Source organism: Methylobacterium sp. Leaf361, from assembly GCF_001424445.1.
Taxonomy (GTDB): domain Bacteria; phylum Pseudomonadota; class Alphaproteobacteria; order Rhizobiales; family Beijerinckiaceae; genus Methylobacterium.
Window position 1 is genome coordinate 82933 of record NZ_LMPY01000010.1, and the last position, 20030, is coordinate 102962.

Genomic DNA, 20030 nt, shown 5'->3' on the forward strand with positions numbered 1-20030 from the left:
GAAGGTCTATGCGGTGAAAGGGGTGGTCCGCCGGCCCGCGAGCGGGTCGGCGGCGAGGCGATCGCGCAGAATCTCGACGGGGTGGGGCAGGCGCAGGCCGTCGACGAGTTTCACCTGCGAGCGGCACGAATAGCCGTCGGCGAGGAGGCGGCCGGACCGGCCCTGTCCGGCGACGTGCCCGGCCCAGCTAAGGCCGTAGATCCGCTCCGACATCGCCCGGTGCTCGGCCTCGTGGCCGTAGGTGCCGGCCATGCCGCAGCAGCCGGAGGGCAGCACCGACAGGCGCAACCCCAGGGCGGCGAAGACCCTGGTCCAATCGGCGAGTGCAGGCTGCGCTGTCGCCCGCTCGGTGCAGTGGGGCAACAACCAGTACGGCTCGGCCGCGGCGGTCGGGCGGACGCCATCGAGCCGGCCGGCGAGCCATTCCTGGACGAGGTGGACCCGCGGCAGGTCCCGCCCCGGCAGGGCCTGCCGGTACTCGGAGCGATAGGTGAGCGTCATCGACGGATCGAGACCGATGAGGTCGACGCCTGTGGCAGCGAGGCGGCCGAGCTCGTCGGCGTTGGATGCCGCCAGACGCGCGAACCGGCCGAGGAAGCCGTGGACGTGCAGCGGCTTGCCGTTCGGGCGGTACGGCGCGAGCCAGGGCCGCAGGCCGAGCCCGATCAGCAGGTCGAGCAGGGCGAGGAGGACCGGTGTGTCGTAGTGGCTGGTGAAGGCGTCCTGCACGACGACGACGCTCGTCAGCCGCTCAGCCTCCGGAAGGCGGGCCAGGGTCCGTGCCTCGGCCAGCGCCACGCCGCGGCGGGCGAGTTCCTGAGACAGCACCAGCCCCGATAGCTGCGGGACGTGGACCAGCCCGATCATTCCGGTCAGCCCGAGGGACGTCGCGGCATTCGCGAGCCGGGGCGCCCTCGCCAGCAGCGGCACGGCGCCCTCCAGGGCGGCAACCGCATGATGGCGCAGCGGCCGCAGGTAGCGACCGTGATAGAGTTCGAGGAACTTCGCACGGAAGGTCGGCACGTCGACCTTGATGGGGCACTGCCCCGTGCAGGACTTGCAGGCGAGGCAACCGGCCATCGCCTCGTGGACCTCGTCGGAGAAGTCGTCCCGCCTCCGCAGGGTCGCGGCGAGGCGGCCGGGGAAGGCGAGCCAATTCGGACGGGCGCGCAGGCGCTCCGCCTCGCTGAGCGGGTCGCTGCCTTCGACGGCGAGCCGCCGCAGCCACTCGCGCATGAGCTGGGCGCGGCCCTTGGGCGAGTGCCGCCGCTCGCGGGTCCCCTTCCAGGACGGGCACATCGCCTCGTCCGGGTCCCAGGTGAAGCAGGCGCCGTTGCCGTTGCAGTGGAGCGCCTCGTCGTAGCCGGCCCGGACATGCGCGGGGATAGCCCGGTCCCGCTGACCCTTGGTCGGCACGCCGTCGACGGTCAGGAGCGCGGTACCCTCCGGGGCGGCGATCTTGCCGGGGTTGAACTGGTTGCGCGGGTCGAAGGCGGCCTTCACCGCTTGGAGCACCGGGTAGAGCGGGCCGAAGAAGCGGGGCGAGAACTCGGAGCGCACGCCCTTGCCGTGCTCGCCCCAGAGCAGCCCGCCGTAGCGCTGCGTCAGGGCGACGACATCTTCGGTCACCGCGCGGACCAGCGCCTCGGCGCCGGGCGCCTTCATGTCGATGGCCGGGCGGACATGGAGCACACCGGCATCGACATGGCCGAACATGCCGTAATCGAGCCCGCGCCGGTCGAGGGTGTCGCGGAACTCGGCGATGTAGTCGGCGAGGTGTTCCGGCGGGACGGCGGTGTCCTCCACGAAGGCCATGGGCCGCCGGTCGCCCTTGGTGTTGCCCAGCAGGCCGACCGCCTTCTTGCGCATCGCCCAGAGGCGGCCGACCTCCGCCTCGCCCCGGGCCACCGTGTAGCCGCGCCGGCCGCTGGTCCTTCCGGCTTCGTCCAGGGTTGCCGTGAGACGGGCGAGCGCCGCCTCGACCGCCGCCGCACCGTCGCCAACGAACTCGATGAGATTGACGCCGCGGGCCCGCTCGCCCGCATCCTCCGGGAAGTAGGCGGCGACGGCTTCCCAGATCGGGTCTTCCTGTGCGAGCCCCAGGACCTTGGAATCGACCGTCTCGACCGAGGCCGCGCCGAAGGCCGCGAGGGTCCGCGCGTCCCGTAGGGCCGCGTCGAAGCTGTCGTAGCGCAGGTTCACCAGCGCCGCGTGGCTCGGCAGCGGCAGGACGTTGAGGGTCGCCTCCGCGAGGAGGCCCAGCGTCCCCTCTGAGCCGCACAGCACGGCGTTGAGGTCGAAGCATCCGTCCGTGCGGCGCAGATGGGCGAGGTCGTAGCCGGTGAGGCAGCGGTTCAGCGGCGGGAACACCGCCTCGATCAGCGCGGCATTCTCGCGCTGAAGCCTGTCGACCTCCCGATGGATGGCTCCCGCGAGACCGGGCCGGCTTTGGGCGGCCTCCAGCCCGGCCGCGTCGAGGGGTTCGGAATGCCAGACCGTCCCGTCGGCGAGCACCGTGGTGAGGCCAAGGACGTGGTCGCGGGTCTTGCCGTAAAGGCAGGAGCCCTGGCCGCAGGCATCCGTCGAGATCATCCCGCCGATGGTGGCGCGGTTCGAGGTCGAGAGTTCGGGCGCGAAGAACAGGCCATGCTCGGCCAAAGCCGCGTTGAGCTGGTCCTTCACAACCCCCGCCTCGACCCGCGCCGTCCGGCGCACCGGATCGATCGCGAGGATCCGGTTCATGTGCCGCGACAGGTCGACCACGATCCCATCCGTGAGGGACTGGCCGTTGGTCCCGGTCCCGCCGCCCCGGGGTGCGATCCGCATCGCGGCGAACCGCTCCTCCGCGAGCAGGGTGGCGATGCGCACGAGATCGTCGAGACCGCGCGGGAAGGCGATGGCCTGCGGCGTGATCTGGTAGATCGAGTTGTCCGTGCCGAGCACGGTGCGATCGGCCTCGCTGAGACTCAGGTCGCCCGCGAAACCCCGCGCGCGCAGCTCGGCGCCGAAGGACGCGGTGAGCGACGGCGCCTTCGGCCCGGGTGGGAGATGCGGGATCATGGCGGTTACGCCGCGACCGCGACGGGCATAGTTTCCCGCCGGATCTGCCGTCCCAGGGCCAGCATCATCAGGGCGCCCAGGAGCAGGATGCCTCCGACCGCCAGCAGCGGCGCGGTGAATCCCCCGGACAGCTCGCGCATCACGCCGATCAGGTACGGGCCGGCGAAGCCGCCGAGATTGCCGATCGAGACGATCATCGCGATCCCGCCCGCCGCCGCGCGGCCGGTAAGGAAGCCCGAGGGGACGGCCCAGAAGGTCGCCGTGTAGGAGTTGATGCCCATCACCGCGACGCAGAGCGCCACAATGGTCAGGCCCGGTGTCGGGGTCAGGGTGCTCGCGGTCAGGCCGACGGCACCGAGGGCCAGGGAGAGGGCCGGATAGATCGTGCGGTCGCTGCCCCGGTCGGAGACGCGGCCCCACACCACCATCGCCACCGCGCCGCAGATATAGGGAATGGCGGCGACGACCCCGACCACCGAGCTCGCGAGCCCGAGCTGCTTGATCATCTGCGGCAGCCACAGGCCGACTCCGAGGGAGCCGATGATCGCGCAGAAATTGATCGCCGCCAGCAACAGCACCCGCCAGTTCCGGAGGGCCTGGGCCAGGGTCATCGGATGCTTCTTCTCGATGACGGCCTTCTCATGTTCGAGGGTGGCAACGAGGACCTCGCGCTCCGCGGGCGTGAGCCACTGCGCCTTCTCCGGCCGGTCGGTGAGAACGAAGAGGCAGACGATGCCGAGGATCACCGCCGGCAGGGCTTCGAGGATGAGGAGCCACTGCCATCCGGCGAGGCCGAAGCCCTCGATCTGCACCAGCGCCCCGGAGATCGGCGAGCCGATGATGTTGGCGACCGGGATCCCGAGCAGGAAGAGGGAGGTGGCCCGCGCCCGCACCGCGGAGGGGAACCAGAAGCTCAGATAGAGGAAGACGCCGGGCACGAACCCGGCCTCGCCGAGGCCGAGGAGGAACCGGGCGATGCCGAACTGGATCGGTCCGGTCACGAAGGCGGTGGCCGCCGAGACGAGGCCCCAGGTGATCATGATCCGCGCGATCCAGAGCCGGGCGCCGACGCGCATCATGATCAGGTTGCTGGGGATCTCGGCGATGAAATAGCCGAGGAAGAACAATCCCGCGCCGATGCCAAAGGACGTCGCGGTGAGGCCGATGTGCTCGTTCATCGTGAGCGCGGCGAAGCCGACATTCACGCGGTCCAGATAGCTGACCACGTAGCACACGAACAGAAACGGCAGGATCCGCCGCATCATCTTGCGATGGAGGTTACGCTCGTCGACCGGGCGGGCCGGAGCGGGGACCTGTTGCCCTTGCGCCATGACGTCTGCTCCCGAATCGCCAATTTTGAAATGGCGTTTCGTTTTACATGAATCAAACGGCCGGTGCTGTCAACGATGCCGTGGGCAAGGCGGTGTCACGGCTTGGTGAGCCGGGGGCTGATGGCTATGGATCGCGCGTCCCGAACACAGCGAAACCGGAACGAGTGCGAAGCGATGGCGAAGGAGGCGCGTGCGCGGCCCAATCTCGAGGGTGTGGCTTCAGCCGACCGGGTGCTGACGGTGCTGACGGCGTTCCGACGGGGCGACGACGCCCTGGAACTCTCCGAACTCGCCCGCCGCACGTCGCTCGTGAAGAGCACGATCATGCGGCTCTGTATCTCGCTGGAGAAGTTCGACCTGATCGAGCGGCTGGATGACGGGCGCTACCGCCTCGGCGTCGAGGCGGCGCGGATCGGCTCGGTCTACCAGCAATCCTTCGCGCTGGAGGAGCGGATCGTCCCCGTCTTGGAGCGGCTTGCGGCCGAATCCCTGGAGACGGCCTCGTTCTACATCCGCCGGGGCAACCAGCGCCTCTGCCTGTTCCGGGCGGACTCGCCGTCCCCGCTGCGGATGAACGTCCGCCCCGGCGACATGCGGCCGATGGACGAGTCGGCCATCGCCCGGGTCCTACGGACCTTCGGCGACACGGGCGCGTCGCAAACAGTCCCGGTCGAGGTCCCGCTCTACACTTCGGGCATCACCGATCCCCATGTCGCATCGCTTGCAATGCCGGTCTTCGGGACCGAGCGGCGCCTGATCGGCGCCCTCGCGCTCTCGGGTCCGTCATCGAGGCTGACGGCCGAGCGGGCTCAAGCCCTCAAACCGCACCTGCGAGATGCCGGTGAGCGTTTGTCGTCAGAACTCGGTGCACAGCTTTAGCGAGGTTTGTGGCTAAAGAAGCTGGAACACGAAGAGTGCTCCGCCGCCTTCGCGTACCTCACCACTGATGTCCGGTTATTTGTACGAAAGACCTGCGAGCGGTCGTTCGGCTTTCGGCCAGCATCAGCCGTCTCAGGCCGCCTGCTTTAGCGTCTGAGAAGGGTGGATATGCGACGGTCTGCTCCCGCGCAAAACTGAACAAGAGCAGACGTTCTATGCCTACCTATTCGCCTCTTCCAGGAAACAGAGACGAGTCGCTCCAATGCGCATATCAGCTATCGCTCAATAAGCGAGAAGCAATCGACAGAGCTTCATTGCGATTTGTAGCCGCAATGATTGAGAAGCCCCAAAAAGCTCCAAATCCCGGGGCGAACGACTTAATTGCAGCACGCTTTAGCGTATTTTCTTCGACTACAATCATTGCTAAGACCAAGATGCGTAAGCGAATTTTATGCCTCTTCATCCAAAGTGCCGTACGCTTCTTTTCCTCCTTGCTGTGTTCATGGTCATTGGAAGGTGGATCTTGGGTCAATATAACGAAATGTCTTCCGCGAGAGAGCAATTCTTCGAAGTCAGCTAATTCGTCATCGTGGTCGTGTCCCGGCTCGTCCGCGAAGCTCATCCATACGATCGGGAAATTTTCACAGTTCATTGTCATTTCAGAAGTCCTTTCTTCGGGTATCAGATAGACACAGATCGAACATTGCGCCACGAGAATAGCATCGCTATCAATCCGGGCATAGTAATCGCAATGATCGCAATGATAATTAAATTGTACCCGTCGCGGATACCGTCGACGACGCCGCCTAACGTATTCAGAAACACAAGAAGGCCGCCAAATATGAGTGTGCCCCAACGCGCCCGGTTGCCCGTAGACAACGCAAGCAGCGGCGGTATTACCCAGCATCCGTAATATGCCGAAATTATTGTTATTTGAGCGGGACTAAACGCGATGGCAGGCGTAACATTGCCCGGAGCGTGTTGAGAGTTCAAATATGTAAAAATCTGGATTGCCATGAATATTGAAACGCCTGCTGCTGTGACAAGCCACGCAATTGCCGTTCTTACATCTGGATGCTTCATCCTTATTTTCTCCTCAAATGATTTCGACCGGCGGCACACCGCTGTTAGTATTCTGCTGCCTGATCGTTTGCCTCCAAGGCAGTCACCAACGATATCCGACGCTTGCGGTGAAACGGCGCACTTCTCCATAGTTGCAAGAAGTAATGGCGCTGCAAGCACCGACATAGCGTCTGTCGGCGATATTCGAGACGTTCAAGGCGAAGCGCCATCCATCTCTGACATAGTGCACGGCGGCGTCGAACAAGATATATTCCGGGACTTTAAATGTATTGAGCGCGTCGGCATAAGAGTGCCCTACGTATCGAAGCCCCGCCCCAAAACCGAACCCTGCCAAGTCGCCGGTCGCTACCGTATAGTCTACAAAAATCGAAGCGAGCGTGCTCGGCGTCGCGACGGGTGTCTTTCCGATTTGCCCGATTGAGCCCCGAGTGATGGCGATATCAAAGGTGGTAAATGATCCTACTAGGCTCAGCTCTCTATTGATGTTGGCGACGATCTGGGTCTCGAAACCCTTCGATCGCGTCTCGCCGATTTGAAGCTGATTGAAGGGATTTGTCGGGTCTGCCGTCAACGTGTTGGATTGCGTGAGGTCGAACAGTGCGAAAGTGGCTGACAGGTTGGACGCCGGAGGCTGATACTTGAGTCCGGCTTCGTATTGATCGCCCGTCACCGGTTTATAAGGTGTGCCTGCGATGTTTGTCCCAACTTGCGGGTTGAAAAACGTTGAGTAGCTGAGGTACGGTGCGAAACCGCTGTCGAAATTGTAAATCAGAGCATAGCGCTGTGTACCAATATTAGCTTCTTGGTGAGTCTTGGTGTTTCTTAATTTGTCGTCGACGTCATTCGTCGTGAAATCACCCCGTCCGCTGACGACAAGTTTCAGCCCATCAGTCAATGTGATTTGATCTTGCGCGTAGATGCCGATTTGCTGAAAGGCGTCCCTGTTCAAGAGGTAGGGGAAGATTGGCGCGGCCGGGACGCCGTAATTCGGTGCCAGGATGTCGAAACTAGCCACAGGGCCGCTGCCCGCTTGAGTGTCGTGCAGTTGGTACCGTTTGTAATCCAATCCGACCAAGAAGGTGTGTCCAAATAGGCCGTCGTCAAACCGAGCGGTCAACTGATTGTCCACATTGAATACGCGCGCTTGTGACGTCAAACGGTACCGCGCGCGGGGTATTATTGTTTGGAGTGCGTCGGAATAACCTTGTCCCGAAAACAACAGAGTATCCAGGCTCTCTACCTGCGAGTATCGAAGGTTTTGGCGGAACGTGAACGTGTCGTTGAACGCGTGTTCAAACTCATACCCAATATGGAATTGTGTCCGTCTGAAAGTGTCGAGTTTCGGGTCCGCTATGTTGAATGATCGGGGAATGCGGAGACCCAATGCCTGCGGCCGTACCGTTCCGTAGTAGGGAAGAAACGGGCTCAGCCGACCCGTATCGTCATATTGAAAACTAGCAAGCAGGGTGAAAGACGTTGCCCCGTCGGGCTTGTAAGTGATTGCAGGCGCGATGTATCCGCGATTGTCTTCCACTCCATCCACTTGGGTTCCGCCTTGCCGACCTATTCCCGTGATGCGGTAGAGCCAATGACTATCGGTCGTGGACGGGCCTCCGAAGTCGAACGCAACGTACTTCTGTCCGAACGATCCTCCGCCCGTCTCGACATGACCGAACGGCACTTCGGTCGGTCGCTTTGTGATCAGATTGATGATTCCCCCAGGACCTCCCTGGCCAAAGAGAACCGCGGCAGGACCGCGTAATACATCGATGCGTTCCAAGCCAAAATTTTCAGCCTGAAATCCAGAAAAACTATACCCGACGAGTTGAAGCTCGTCCTTGTACACCCCGGTTCCAGTCGCATCGAACCCGCGAATGCTGAAAAAATCTCCGATCGTTGCTGGGCCGGGCGTACTGTAGACGCCTGCGGCGTAAGCGATGGCATCCGACACAGTGTGCGGCTGCAAGTCGTCGAGCTGTTTGCGACCGATTACGGTGATTGACTGCGGAGTTTCATTCAGGGGCGTATCTGTCTTCGTCGCCGTAGCTGATCGTTGCGCGACGTAGCCATCAATCGGTCCGCGCGGATCGTCGGTTGAGCGATGGCCGGTGACCGACAGTGGCTCCAACGATACAGCGGTGTCTGACGACCCAGGAGCTGTCGCTGTTCGCCGTTGTGGATCCATATTCTGGGCATATACCTCAGTGGCCATGAGTGTAAGGCACAGGCCCGCTAGCAGATACATCGTGCCGCAGCGGCTGTGCGCCTCCAGTGATTGAAGACGTTTGTGTGATTCGCGCAGCGAGATACATACAGCCAGAGGATGGAACGTTTCTCGCCTCACTACCGTGTGCATCTCAGACCTCGGTCACCTTAGCTCAGTGGAGCAGATGCAAATTGCATCTTTCGCGGGGGGCATCGACGAGGTATCACAGTTCCTTTTTCACGGGTCGCCAATATCTTCATATGAAACGCCAATCGACATTCCTTGAATTTAGAACAATTCAAGGTAAGTTTGCCGCCGGTTACGTGTACGATCGTCACGTTCACGAGCAGGCGCAACTCATCTTCACTGTGTCGGGCACCATTCAGGTGACGACAGATATGGGACGTTGGCTCGTTCCACCGCAGTTGGCTGTCTGGGCCCCGACGAACGCTGCGCACAGTGTGGAAGTCGTTTCGAATGCCGAAAGCTGGTCGGTCTTCTATGATGCTCAAGCATATCGCTCTTGGGCGCCGCGATCTTTGCCGAATAGACCTTTCGCGGTTCGTATGACTCCCATTCTGCGGGAGCTTCTACGGGGCCTTTTCGGGACTTCTCCAGAGTCCGAAAAGGCCAATCTTATGGTTCGGCTCATTCTCCACGAGCTTATCGAATATACGGACTCGCCAATATTTCTTCCTTTGCCCGCCAGTGATCTTGGCAGGCGAATAGTAAATTTGGCAATGGCTGATCCAATGTGCAGCCTCAACCTTTCTCAGTTGGCCGAAGCCGCCGCAACTTCACCACGCACCGTCAGCCGAATTTTTCCAGATGAGACCGGACTGACCTTCAAACTTTGGCGTCAACGCGCTCGTATCTTCACGGCGATCGAACGTTTGGCGGCGGGAGCCGACATCACTGAGGCCGCGGCGTACGCGGGGTTTGCCTCAATCAATACGTTCGCGTACTCGTTCCGAGAAGTGACTGGCACTTCGGTATATAAGTTCGGGAAATGAGCGTTGCCACATAGGTGTCAGCTCCACCGAGGCCGGTGTTCAGATGAGAATGGTTGGTGAGCTGGATTCCCGGAACGGTTTGATGTGCGGTCGGCGTCACCGACGCCAGTTTGAAGCGGGTCAGGCGATAGCCTGAGTGGTGTCCCGGAGAGAGCCAATGACGTTGGTCGTCGCTTGGAGCACGACTTCGACGTCCGCGGTCTGGAACGCGAGCCATCAGGGGGCCGCGTACCACCGTCCCTCGGTGTCGAACGGGAAGAGCGCGATCTCCGGGCGGCGTTTGGGGACCATCCGACCGTCTAACCTAACCGGCATTTTGGACCGAGCAGTGGGAGGCTATTGCATGGCCGCTTTCGAGACACGCCGGTGGCTGTCCGCGCGGCTAGGTTGGGTCGATAGGAGGCCGTCCGCTTTTCCGGCGTGTAGGTACCAGATTGGACCAGCCAACGATGGTCGTGAGGACGCATGCAACGGCTCGGACAATTTGTCCGAAGCGTTTCAACGAGCGCAATTTTGTCCAGGAGTCTGGCAAGCGCTAACAGATCGCTGCGAGGGTGTACCCGGGGGCCCGGGGGGCGCCTGCGTGGTGCGACGATCAATGACGCCGCGACGCTCACCCAAGCATCGTTGACATCGAGTCGTACCGTATCATCATGAGCAACGTCCGTTGCATAGAATGGTATGGTCATTCGATGACCCATGGCCGCTTCATCTCATACCTGCGCGTCAGCACTGATCGTCAGGGCCGATCCGGTCTCGGGCTAGAGGCGCAACGTGCAGCCGTCACCGACTATCTAAACGGCGGTGCCTGGACGCTGATCGCCGAGGTCGTCGAGATCGAGAGCGGTGCTAAGAGCGATCGACCTGAATTGGATCGCGCCCTGGCGCTCTGCCGGGCTCACCGCGCGATCCTCGTCGTCGCCAAGCTCGACCGCCTTGCCCGCGACGCGCACTTCCTCCTGGGCCTGCACAAGGCCGGCGTCGACTTCCTCGCCTGCGACATGCCTTCGGCTAATCGAATGACCGTCGGCATCATGGCCGTGGTGGCCGAGGAGGAGCGGCGGATGATCTCTGCACGGACGAAAGCGGCGCTTGCTGCTGCGAAGGCGCGCGGTCGCGTACTCGGCGGCTTCCGCGGTCGAGCCGGTACGGGTGACGATACAGCCCGAGCCCGCGCTGCCCTCCAATGCAACGCTGACGAGCGGGCGGCAGCACTAGCGCCAATCCTGAAGCGACTCGATCCCGACGGTACAGCCTCGCTGAATGCACTGGCGCGGGCGCTAACGGCCGAGAACGTGCCGACGACGCGGGGGCACAGCCTATGGACGCCGGTCGCCGTGGCGCGCCTGCGAGCTCGCCTCGTACCCGCTTCGCAACGGCAGGCCACGCTTTGATCTAATCCCGCAAGCCCGGGGCTTGGTCGTGGCCGCCCTACCCTGCCCCGACGCAGTCCTCGATCGACCATGGCTCAGTCGAATAGGCCGCCGATCGATGGCTCGTCTTCAAGCTCGCTCATTTCGGCGTCAAGCCGCGCCAGGTGAGCACGAAACCTCGCCCGCAGTGCGTCCAGCTCGGCTCGATCCGGCGTGGGCGCTGAGGGTGTCTCCTGCATGATCGTATGGAGCCAGTGCCGGGCTTCGCGTGCGCGGCGCCCAAACGTCCGATCGCGTTCGCTGCCCGGTTTGTGCGTGTTCCTCCATGCTTCCAGCCGCGCCAGCTCCTCGGCGGTCATGGCGGCGATCTCAGCGCGCCGCTGTCTACGTTTGCGAGCTTTGTGTGCGTCGCTACGCGGCTTGCCGGTCGGAAGGCCGTCTGGAAATCCCGGCGTGTGCCAGCCAGCTGGCCCATCGCCGCGTGGGGTGGCTCCCCCATGAAAGCGGCAGCGGGTGCGCCCTTTCGCGGGAGTCTGTCGGCATGGCTCGCCGGTTGATCGGGCCATGGCACCACACATCGGGAAGGTTTCGCGCTCGGCATGGAAGCGCCGCAGCGCCCGAGCCCCAATGGACGGGAAGTCTGGCCGAACGGTGCGGCGTGAGCCACGTGATTCAGGACGCGTGCTCGCGGGGGGACGGCGGCGGCTCACGGCGTTCCTCCATGCGGTATGTCGTTGCGACCTCCACAGCCCCGATGGGGCATCCGATCCAGCGCCGGCAATGCCGCTCGCGTGCGCGTGAAGAAGTTCGGGAATGAAGGGGTCTGTGGAATATAAAGGTAGAAGAGAGAGGAAAGAGACATACCTATCGCGCATGCGAGCGGCATTGTCGGCGCCTCTTGGGCCTCAGACATCGCGAAGCTCCCGTTTCGCCGACAATGCCGCTAGCATTTGGGTGTGCGCTTGGGTGCGCCGCGCCTTCTCACGGTCGGCTCGTTCGGCGAACCGCACATGGATTCTCGGATCGATAGTCCACTTCGTCGGCCCGTCCGCGCCCATCTCAGCGACCGATACCCATCCAGCGTCCGCGAGCGCGCGCATCGCGGAGCGCGTAAGGTGCCGTTTGCCGCTGAGCGGCCGCCTCGCCTTCTCAATGTCTCTCGCCGTTACGGACAGGATGTCTGGTCGCGTGAGCAGATATCCGGCCACCTCGCGCGCCTCGACCGTCTCTTCCGCCGGCTCGCAGAACTCGCTGTAGAAGCGTAGAGCGTGGCGGACGAGGAACGCGACGAAGCGAGATGCGCGTTGCGCGGTCTCAGCGGTCACCTCGTGTCCCGACTCTGTCGACACCCCTCCCGTTAGATCCCAGGTGTCGAGCGCGTGGAACGTCAGGGCGATCCGGTAGATCAGCCCCTCCCATTTGGATATGTGGCCTTCCCAAGCCGCTGAAGCACCCGGCAGGCGACCCAGCGCCCGTACCCGCGTCCATGTCCCGGTGAGGATCGTGCGGGCCTCCGGCGAGAGCTGCACTGTACGCCCGGCCGCCGCGCGGAGCGCGAACATCCCTCGTACAGCTCGCTCGTACTCAGCTACCGCAGCACCGTCTGCGGGCACATCGAGCGGCGTCCGCTCCGCACCGTCATCTGTCACGAAGATCAGGCGCTGTAGGAAGCCGTCAGTGCCGAGGTTTTGCGCGTGCTGACGGATTTTGTCTGGCTGCGTCGAGGCGATGAGGCCCATCAGGGCACTGTCGGCTCGTGTGGAGCCCGTCATGCGATCGACGCTGATGTCGCCGCCATCGATCAGGCGAAGCATGGTGCTTCGATCGCCGTCGCCGTTGCGCTTATAGGCTCCGAAGCTGCCGAGAAACGCGAACAGCTCGTCGGGCGCGCGAATGATCCCGCACGGATTGTCTGCATGGATGCGAACCTGCTTCTCCAGGGTCGCATCATCGACCCAGAGCCGCCGCATGGGCGGTGCAGGCGGGAGTCCTCCGGCTGCCTCACGCTTGCTCTTCGCCGCCCGCACCATGGCTTCGCGAGCGGCCTGCTCCTGGCAGCTCTGGCGATACAGCTCGCGATCAATCTGTTTCACCGGTCGCAGTACCGCAGCGATTGTGGGCGACTTTTTCCGACCGGGCCGGGCCACAATCACCACGGACAATGTGGCCGGCACGCTGAAGTCGGCGCTGTGTGCGTTCACCTGAAGCTTGAGTGCGTTGCCGATCGTGCCGGCGAGGGCTGCCACGGCCGCGGTCGCGACGAAGCTCTCGGGCACGCCCATTTGGGTCGCGATAGTGCGCGCGATCCCTTCGATCACGCCCGGCAGGCTGCCGGCGGGCGATGTCGACAGATCCGCCGGATCATCGTCGCCGAAGATGTCCACCAGCTCGCCGATCTCGCTGGCGGCCTTCTCACCCTCCCTTCTGCCGGCCGCTTGGACCCCATCCTCGCCCCCGTCCTGGATGGGCTTAAAGAAGTCCCCGGGCTGAGTGTCCGGCTTGACCCGGGCCAGAGCGTTCGCGACGGTCTTGCGCAGGTAGTACTCGGCCCGCCCATCGTCGCGGGCCTCGGCTTCCGCCTCGAACTTATCCGGTGAGTACGCCGCAATGATCGCGGCCACGTCGGCTGGTTCCGAGATGCCGGCCTGGATCACCGCGGCGGCAACGGCGTAGTCTCGCGCCGAGCGATCGCCCGGCATCGCTTCTGCTGCCAGGCATTTGTCGAGCTGAGGGCGCGCTGCTCGCGCACGCGTCAGCCGCTCCACCAACTCCGGATCCAAACGCTCCGGGGCTCCGACTGCCTCCCACGCAGCCGAGAGATCGAAATTGAGCTTGGCGGCGGTGGCCGCTCGGGCAGTGGCCGCTCGGGCAGTGGCCGCTCGGGCGGTGATCGGAGGTGCCAGAATGGCGAGGTGGTCGAGCGTGTGCAGGCGCCGTGGGTCGTACACCTTGCCTAGCACCGGGGCGGGCACGCGCTTGCGCGCCCGCTTCTTCGCGTTCGGCAGGTTGACGGTCCCGGGCATGCGGAACAAGTGCGAGACGTCGTGGGTGTTGTCGCCGCCGTTGAGCAGCGCGAAGCCGCGCGCCTGCGCCTCCGCGGCTGCGATGGTCTGTGGCGTGGCCGGCAGCGATTCCCGCAGCAGCCACACTCCTTGATAGCCGCCGCCGCTGTCGATGACGGCGCTGGCCTCCTGTCGTTGGCGCCAGTCAAGCGCCTGATGCCAGAGTCTTTCCCGCTCCTTGCTCAGGCCGCCATCGTCGGCGGTGGGGTCGAAGTGCGGATCGCAATCGATGGCGATGCCGCGGATGCGCGCGATGTCCGCCTTGCACACGCGGCCATGCTTGCCCTGCTGTTGCTCCCGAGGGACTGGCTCGTTCAGTGTGAAGTAAAGATTGTGCTTGCCCTGGCGCGCCTCGATCCACCGGCTCAATGCATCGCGCTCGGTCGGCAGCGCGAAGGTCGCCCCGTGGCAGCCGCCTAACTCTGGATCGATCGCCGCGACCGCGAGAAGCCCTGAGCCAATCAGCGCTATGAGAAAGGCGACCGCCGCTTCCGTGTCCCAGGCTGGCAGGGCCGGCGCACGCATTTGGACTGATGCGGTGATTGCGGGCACGGGTGCCTGGCTACCGACCATTGGCAGGTGGCCGCTGCCGCTCTCCGGAGTGCTTGCGTCCATGATGAAGTTCCGGCGAGCGTTGTGTGGTCGGCACCCGGCCCGCGTGGCGGCAAGGCCGAGGCGGCGACTTCCTAAGGATGGGTGGGCTGCGCTCGAGCGCGGCGTGTACGGCGTGCTGCTGGAGCTGCGACTCTCGTCAGATCACGACTTGGATCGCGTGCAGGATCGACTAGCGATCGTTCGCGATGGTCGAGCGCTGAGTACTCGGCTCCTCACCGAAGGGCGGCGCGGGCCGCCTCGGATCGCTTCGCCCGAGCCGCAGCGCCACGAGTCCCAGGCCGCCAAGGCTCAGCGTTTTCGACCAGCGTTAGGACACCCGAGGTCTCAACGACGACCCGACCGGCGAGGCGCCGGAGTGTGAGCCGGCCGTCAGAAGCGAGGCGATAGATCGTGCTCCGCGACAGCCCGGTCACCTCGGCCGCCACATCCATCCGTAGATGAGGGCGCTTCTGCCACGGGATGGCGTCTGGACGTTCGCGGTGCTTAGCGGTTGGACGTGACATGCTACAGCCTGCCCTTGTCTGATCTGTCTGACGACAAAGAGACACGGCTTCGCATGGGCGTCACGGCGGGGCTAAAATGATTCTCTATCTGCCTGTGCAATAAGCATAATCAGTCGAAAGTCCATCTGCTTTCTTTTCGGCGCTCTTCCCGCTTGCGTGCCTCGCTTCGGTCTCGCCGCAGCCGCCGCTTCACAGTCTCCTCCTTGATCTCGTTCCCTGTTCCCTCTGCCGCTAGTTGCTTCGCGAAGCCGGCTTTGTTGAAGCCGACCTCCATCTGAATGAAGCGCAAGATCATTGGCTTCAGCGCCACCGGCGGGCGCCCACGTCTCTCGGGTTTTCGAACTGTGGGATCGCCAGAGCGGCTCGTTTCCGGGTCGTAGGACCGGCTTCCAGGTGGCCGGCCGCGGAGTTTGCCGGCCTTCGTCCACTTCTTCTTGGCGCGCTGCCGCTCCGTCACGCCGCGGCTCCATCGACAGGCTTCAGCGTAGCGACTGCGCTCGGCGCCAGCGGAGTGACGGCTCGACGGGCGATCTCCTCCGTCGCCTCAACGATGTATGCGGAGTAGTGGTCCTCGATCATCTGCACGCTGGTGTCGTGCAACGCCGCGACGAGTCTCACCGGCACGCCGGCGCTCAGTGCTCGTACGATTGAGCTATGTCGCAGGCACAGCATGACTGTCCCAGGAGGCGCCTCTGCGCGGGTTCGAGCCCTGTCCCAAAGGCGCAGCGCTGCTGAGGCTGTGGCCCAAGGCCCCCTATCAACCCGCTCCCAAGTAACGGGCCCGACCTGTCTATGCCGCCAATGGAGCAGGAGCGGCTCGTGACTGCGTCGGCCGGCAAGGGCGACCTGGAGCCGCTCGATCACGTCGGCTCCGACCGGCACGGCAATTGGCGTCGGGCGCTTACCGGCGCGGCCCTTGTTCGAGGGTGGCACCATGATCCGACCACGCGCGACCTGCACGTCGCCCACGGTGATCCTGGCGACCTGAGAGTGGCGAGCCCCGGTGGCTGCCATGACCAGAACGAGCCGCCCGAAATCACCGGTCTCGTCGACAGCAAAGGCCGCGTCGACAAGGCGGCGGATCTCAGCATCGGGCAGGACCTGCTTGCGCGCGCTCGACCCTGCCGAGTTCGCCTTCGTACCGGCACGGATCTCGGCGGCAAGAGTAGCTGGAAGCACGCGACGATGGTGTTCTGCGGCTGCGTTGAGCGCAGCGCGCAGGTCGTTCAGCAGCCGGTTGACGGTCGTGGGTTGCAACTCGCTCGATAGACGCTGTCGCCAAGTCCGGATGGTGCTCGCGTTGAGCTTCGCCAACTGCGTCTCGGCGAAAGCTTGATCGGAGAGGACGTGCTTTCCGAGGCGCTTCTCGGCGTCCTTCCCCGCTGTGGGGGCACGCTCTGAGCGAGTGGCGACATAGGCCCCGACGGCAGTGCGCACGGTCGGGACCTCGGCATCGTCCCCCTCCCCTTCACCGTCGAGACGACGTACCTGAGCGCGCGCCCAGTCGATGGCTGCCGTCACGGCAGCTGGGTACGAGAGGGCATCCGGATCCGAGCCAGGATCGTCAGCTTGGGCGAGGCGTTGCTCGACGCGGTTCCCATCGATCACCAGCTTGACGATCCAGGTACCCGGTCCTCGCGCTGGCTTGCGGTAGCCCAGGCTAACGCCGCCTCGGCCTCCCGAAACACCCTGCCAGCGTGGGTTCTTGGCCGACGGAAGCCGGACCCGCTTAGCGACGCTATCGAAGCTGCTAGGCTTTGCCATCGATCGGTCTCACAGAGCGTCTCACACAGACGGTGAGACCAACTATGATAGTGGGAGACGAAAAAAGCGAGTGCGCAGAGGGGAATGGGGTGTGCGCCTCTGTCCTCTTTGTCTCGTAGCGGCCCTTTCACGGCGAAAACACGGGTTCGATTCCCGTAGGGCGCGCCAATAAAATCAAGCGCTTGGCTGCATCTGGCGGCCTGCCTAGCTTCTCTTGGGAAAAATTCGCGGCGAAATGGCTCCTGCCGTGTACCCGTGGCTTGGCCTGTTCCTCATCGCCCTTGGATGCGCAGGCCGATTTCGCTGTTGCGGCCTTGCGCCCACTCTCGCAGCCTGATTTTCACCAACGGGCGGTTGCAGAGGGCCGGTGCAGGGGACGGGCCGAACGGCCTTGTCCCTCACTCTCGGCAATGCGGACGCACTTCTGCTTCCCCGCCCCCGGCTTCAGTCCCTCAGGCGGGCGATGACCGCTACCGGGCCGCCGCCATCCGGCCCCTGATGCTCAGCGCCGCCGGAGACGAAGAGGTCCGTCCGGCCGATCGCTGCGGCGGCCACGCCGCCGACCAGGGCGCGGGCGTGCCGGGTGGCGTTGATGTCGCTGTCGTCGTTCATGATGTGGCGCCGTCCCCGGATCAGGCCGTCATGGGAGGGCTCCGCTTTGGCGAGCAGGGCGATCACGCGCTCCGCCTCAGGAGGCGGCAACTGCCCCGCCTCCAGGAAGCCGAGGTCGGTGAGCACCCGCCGAATCGCGGACAGGTCGATGCCGTCGTCCATGACCCGGTGGGCGATGGCGAGCGGGCCGGTCCAGCCCTGGGCGTTGCCGAGCACGATAATCTCGTTGCGCATCAGCTCGATCCCCGCCGAGCAACTGGCGCGGCCGGAGAAGAGATCGCGTCGGGTGCCGATGGCGGAATCCGCGAGATGTTCGCGGTCGACCTCTCCTAGGGCGAGCGCGATGCCGAGCGCCGAGGCGCCGCGGGATAAGCCCATCGAGGCGTAGGTGTCGTATGTGGCGACGCCGTGGCCCCGGGCGGCCGCCTCGGCGATCCGAGCGCTCGTCAGGAGCGGGCACTTCACCTGCACGAAATGCACGTCCGCGGGATCGGTGAGCCCCGCCTCTGCCATGGCCCGGCCGACCGCCGCCGCAGTCGCCTCGACCTGCGCCATCCGGCCGATCTCCTCCGCGCGGAACTCCTGGGTGAAGGCCGTGCCGATGGCGAGCGCCTTGCCCTCCGGCACCGCGGGGCCTTCACGCCGGGCGAGGACGAGGAAGTGCGGCGACAGCCCGCCTTCGGTGCCGCCGGACATGACGAGGGCGATCCGCGCTCCGACCTCCGCCGCCGTACAGCCGAGGGCGGTGGCGAGCGCCGTCTCCAGGGCCATCACCGCGAGCTGCCGGGTGAAGTCATTCACGCAGCCGTTGCCCTCGGTCTTGCCGAAGATCGCGACGATCTCGGTCGCGTCCACCGCCCCGGAGGCGACGAGGCCCATCACCTCGGAGACGTCGGCGGGATGCTGCGCGGGCACGCGGAAGACGAGGCATTCGGGCATGGGGGAACCGGGGTGGAACAAGAAGGGGCGCCGCCCTTCCACTGGGGCGATCCCGTCGTCTGTCCGCGTCCAGCGACGACAGGGACCGGCACGATCGGGTGGCCAGCACGGGCAAGCACAGACCGGACCATCTTCGGAGAATCCCCGAGCCTTCTACTGCGCGGGAGAAGCAACGCGTTGATCGGCTCCCGACGCCGAACCAGCAGGATGGCCCAATCTGTGGTAGAAGCAGATCGTCTCTAGACCACTCCATGCCGCCGTTCCGGTAGCGACCCTGGCTGTGTCGAAACCTCGATGGTGGTAGCTCTGTCCGGCACGCCCGGGGGGCGGCATGGAACGGTTCGTTGTCGGCGCCGAGCGCGATCAGACGACGCTGTTCCCGCCTTATCTCGAAGATCGGATCGCCGAGGACAACCCTCTCCGGGTCGTCGATGCCTTTGCTGCCTCCAGGGGCACCCAAACGGAAAAGTGGCTCAGGGACCGAGGGGCGTGAGGCTACGAGTTATACCGCGTCTTCGTGGGCACTACCGGCCTCCCGTCCCAGGCGAACCATGACCTCCCGCAGCCAGCGATGGGCGGGATCGCGGTCATAGGAGGCGTGCCACAGCATGGAGATGACGATCTCCTCGGTCGGCACCGGCACGGGGCTCGTCGCCAGGCCGAGCTGGGTCGCGAAGGTCGTGGCCAGCTCGTCGGCCATCGTGGCGATCAAGGGCGCGGCCTGCACGTGAAACGGCACGGTGGCGAAGCGCGGCGTCGTCGCCGCCAGCCTCCGCGTCCGGCCCACCTTCGCGAGCGCCTTGTCCACCACCCCCGGGCCGACGCCGGTCAGGTACGTCAGGATGTGCGGGAAGCGGACGAAGTCGTCGAGCGAGAGCGGACCGCTCACGCCGAGCAGCCGGGGATTGAACAGGCTCAGGAAGCCGAAGCGATAGAGCGGCCGCACCTTATGGTGGATCTGGCCCTCGGAGATCATGCCGACGGCCATGTCGATCCTGTCGGCGTCGAGGTCCCCCAGCACGCTCCCGTAATCGAGGCCGACCAGGTGCAGGCGGATGCCGGGCGCCTCGCAGGCGAGGAACGCGAGCAGGCGCGGGATGAGACGTACCTCGACGCTGCCGGGAATGGCGAGCGTGAAGGACCGCTCGACCTGCGAGGGGACAAAGTCGTCCTCCCGGAGGACGATGCCCTGGAATTGGCGCAGGGCGGCGCGGACCGGCTCGACGAGGGCGAGCGACCGCGGTGTCGGGCGCATGCCGTCCGGCGTGCGCGTCAGGAGCTCGTCGCCGAGGAGTCTACGCAGGCGGGCAAGGCTGCTGCTCATGGCAGATTGCGTGATGCCGACCTTCGCGGCAGCGCGCGTGACGCTGCTCTCGGTCAGGAGTGCGTCCAGCGCCACGACCAAGTTCAGGTCGATGCCCGCGAGGTCACGGTGCTTGATCGTCATGGTCAGGTCCGCCGGTGGCTCGCGACCATGGTCTCGGCGACCGGAGGGACTGTCAGGAATTTCGTGTGGGGGCGGCCATAGTGGACCCGAAGGAGGTTCCCGATGGCACGACGCAAAGCACCCCGCATCCCTGACGCGATCCT

General features: G+C 64.6%; 15 protein-coding genes and 1 tRNA gene. 5 read left to right on the forward strand and 11 right to left on the reverse strand.

Annotated features, from left to right (window positions below):
• Positions 1–6 precede the first annotated feature (6 nt).
• Positions 7–3060 (reverse strand): FAD-binding and (Fe-S)-binding domain-containing protein, encoded by a 3054-nt coding sequence (locus ASG32_RS08975; RefSeq protein WP_056524760.1) that lies wholly within the window; start codon positions 3058–3060, stop codon positions 7–9.
• A 5-nt stretch (positions 3061–3065) separates the two neighbouring features.
• Positions 3066–4391, reverse strand: a complete 1326-nt coding sequence (locus ASG32_RS08980; RefSeq protein ID WP_056524763.1) for an MFS transporter — start codon at positions 4389–4391, stop codon at positions 3066–3068.
• A 174-nt stretch (positions 4392–4565) separates the two neighbouring features.
• On the opposite strand from ASG32_RS08980, the gene ASG32_RS08985 reads away from it, so the two are divergent.
• A complete protein-coding gene (locus ASG32_RS08985; RefSeq protein ID WP_056524766.1) occupies positions 4566–5270 on the forward strand; it encodes an IclR family transcriptional regulator in 705 nt (234 codons plus the stop codon).
• Positions 5271–5541: 271 nt separating this feature from the next.
• Here the strand turns inward: ASG32_RS08985 and ASG32_RS08990 are convergent, their stop codons facing one another.
• The 3 genes from ASG32_RS08990 to ASG32_RS08995 form a co-directional block, all read right to left on the reverse strand.
• Entirely contained in the window at positions 5542–5892 is a 351-nt protein-coding gene (locus ASG32_RS08990) for a hypothetical protein (protein ID WP_244491870.1), read from the reverse strand.
• A 59-nt stretch (positions 5893–5951) separates the two neighbouring features.
• Positions 5952–6353, reverse strand: coding sequence for a hypothetical protein (locus ASG32_RS34970; protein ID WP_244491871.1), 402 nt, complete (start codon positions 6351–6353; stop codon positions 5952–5954).
• Between the two features lie 82 nt (positions 6354–6435).
• Positions 6436–8481 carry a TonB-dependent siderophore receptor gene (locus ASG32_RS08995; RefSeq protein ID WP_244491873.1) on the reverse strand — a complete coding sequence of 682 codons (2046 nt, stop codon included), beginning with the start codon at positions 8479–8481 and terminating at the stop codon, positions 6436–6438.
• 338 nt (positions 8482–8819) lie between these two features.
• Here ASG32_RS08995 and ASG32_RS32320 point away from each other — a divergent pair, with 338 nt between their 5' ends.
• Together ASG32_RS32320 and ASG32_RS09000 are read left to right on the forward strand one after the other, a co-directional pair.
• Entirely contained in the window at positions 8820–9572 is a 753-nt protein-coding gene (locus tag ASG32_RS32320; RefSeq protein WP_082557805.1) for a helix-turn-helix transcriptional regulator, read from the forward strand.
• A gap of 692 nt (positions 9573–10264) precedes the next feature.
• The gene (locus ASG32_RS09000) at positions 10265–10966 is read left to right on the forward strand and encodes a recombinase family protein (protein ID WP_056524773.1); all 702 of its coding nucleotides are present in this window, start codon (positions 10265–10267) and stop codon (positions 10964–10966) included.
• A gap of 74 nt (positions 10967–11040) precedes the next feature.
• Here ASG32_RS09000 and ASG32_RS09005 read toward each other — a convergent pair whose 3' ends face one another.
• The 4 genes from ASG32_RS09005 to ASG32_RS09015 form a co-directional block, all read right to left on the reverse strand.
• Positions 11041–11304 (reverse strand): hypothetical protein, encoded by a 264-nt coding sequence (locus tag ASG32_RS09005; RefSeq protein ID WP_056524776.1) that lies wholly within the window; start codon positions 11302–11304, stop codon positions 11041–11043.
• Between the two features lie 546 nt (positions 11305–11850).
• Positions 11851–14622 (reverse strand): DUF3987 domain-containing protein, encoded by a 2772-nt coding sequence (locus tag ASG32_RS09010; protein ID WP_056524779.1) that lies wholly within the window; start codon positions 14620–14622, stop codon positions 11851–11853.
• Between the two features lie 612 nt (positions 14623–15234).
• Entirely contained in the window at positions 15235–15582 is a 348-nt protein-coding gene (locus ASG32_RS33735; RefSeq protein WP_157861922.1) for a hypothetical protein, read from the reverse strand.
• Positions 15579–16733, reverse strand: coding sequence for a tyrosine-type recombinase/integrase (locus tag ASG32_RS09015; RefSeq protein WP_244491874.1), 1155 nt, complete (start codon positions 16731–16733; stop codon positions 15579–15581). The genes ASG32_RS33735 and ASG32_RS09015 overlap by 4 nt, the downstream gene beginning before the upstream one ends.
• A gap of 222 nt (positions 16734–16955) precedes the next feature.
• On the opposite strand from ASG32_RS09015, the gene ASG32_RS33740 reads away from it, so the two are divergent.
• Positions 16956–17057, forward strand: a tRNA-Ser gene (locus ASG32_RS33740).
• Positions 17058–17333: 276 nt separating this feature from the next.
• Here ASG32_RS33740 and ASG32_RS09020 read toward each other — a convergent pair.
• Positions 17334–18440 (reverse strand): ring-opening amidohydrolase, encoded by a 1107-nt coding sequence (locus ASG32_RS09020; protein WP_056524787.1) that lies wholly within the window; start codon positions 18438–18440, stop codon positions 17334–17336.
• 331 nt (positions 18441–18771) lie between these two features.
• Here ASG32_RS09020 and ASG32_RS33745 point away from each other — a divergent pair, with 331 nt between their 5' ends.
• Positions 18772–18933 carry a hypothetical protein gene (locus tag ASG32_RS33745; protein WP_157861924.1) on the forward strand — a complete coding sequence of 54 codons (162 nt, stop codon included), beginning with the start codon at positions 18772–18774 and terminating at the stop codon, positions 18931–18933.
• Between the two features lie 9 nt (positions 18934–18942).
• On the opposite strand, the gene ASG32_RS09025 is transcribed toward ASG32_RS33745, so the two are convergent.
• The gene (locus ASG32_RS09025; protein WP_056524790.1) at positions 18943–19887 is read right to left on the reverse strand and encodes a LysR family transcriptional regulator; all 945 of its coding nucleotides are present in this window, start codon (positions 19885–19887) and stop codon (positions 18943–18945) included.
• Between the last annotated feature and the right edge of the window lie 143 nt (positions 19888–20030).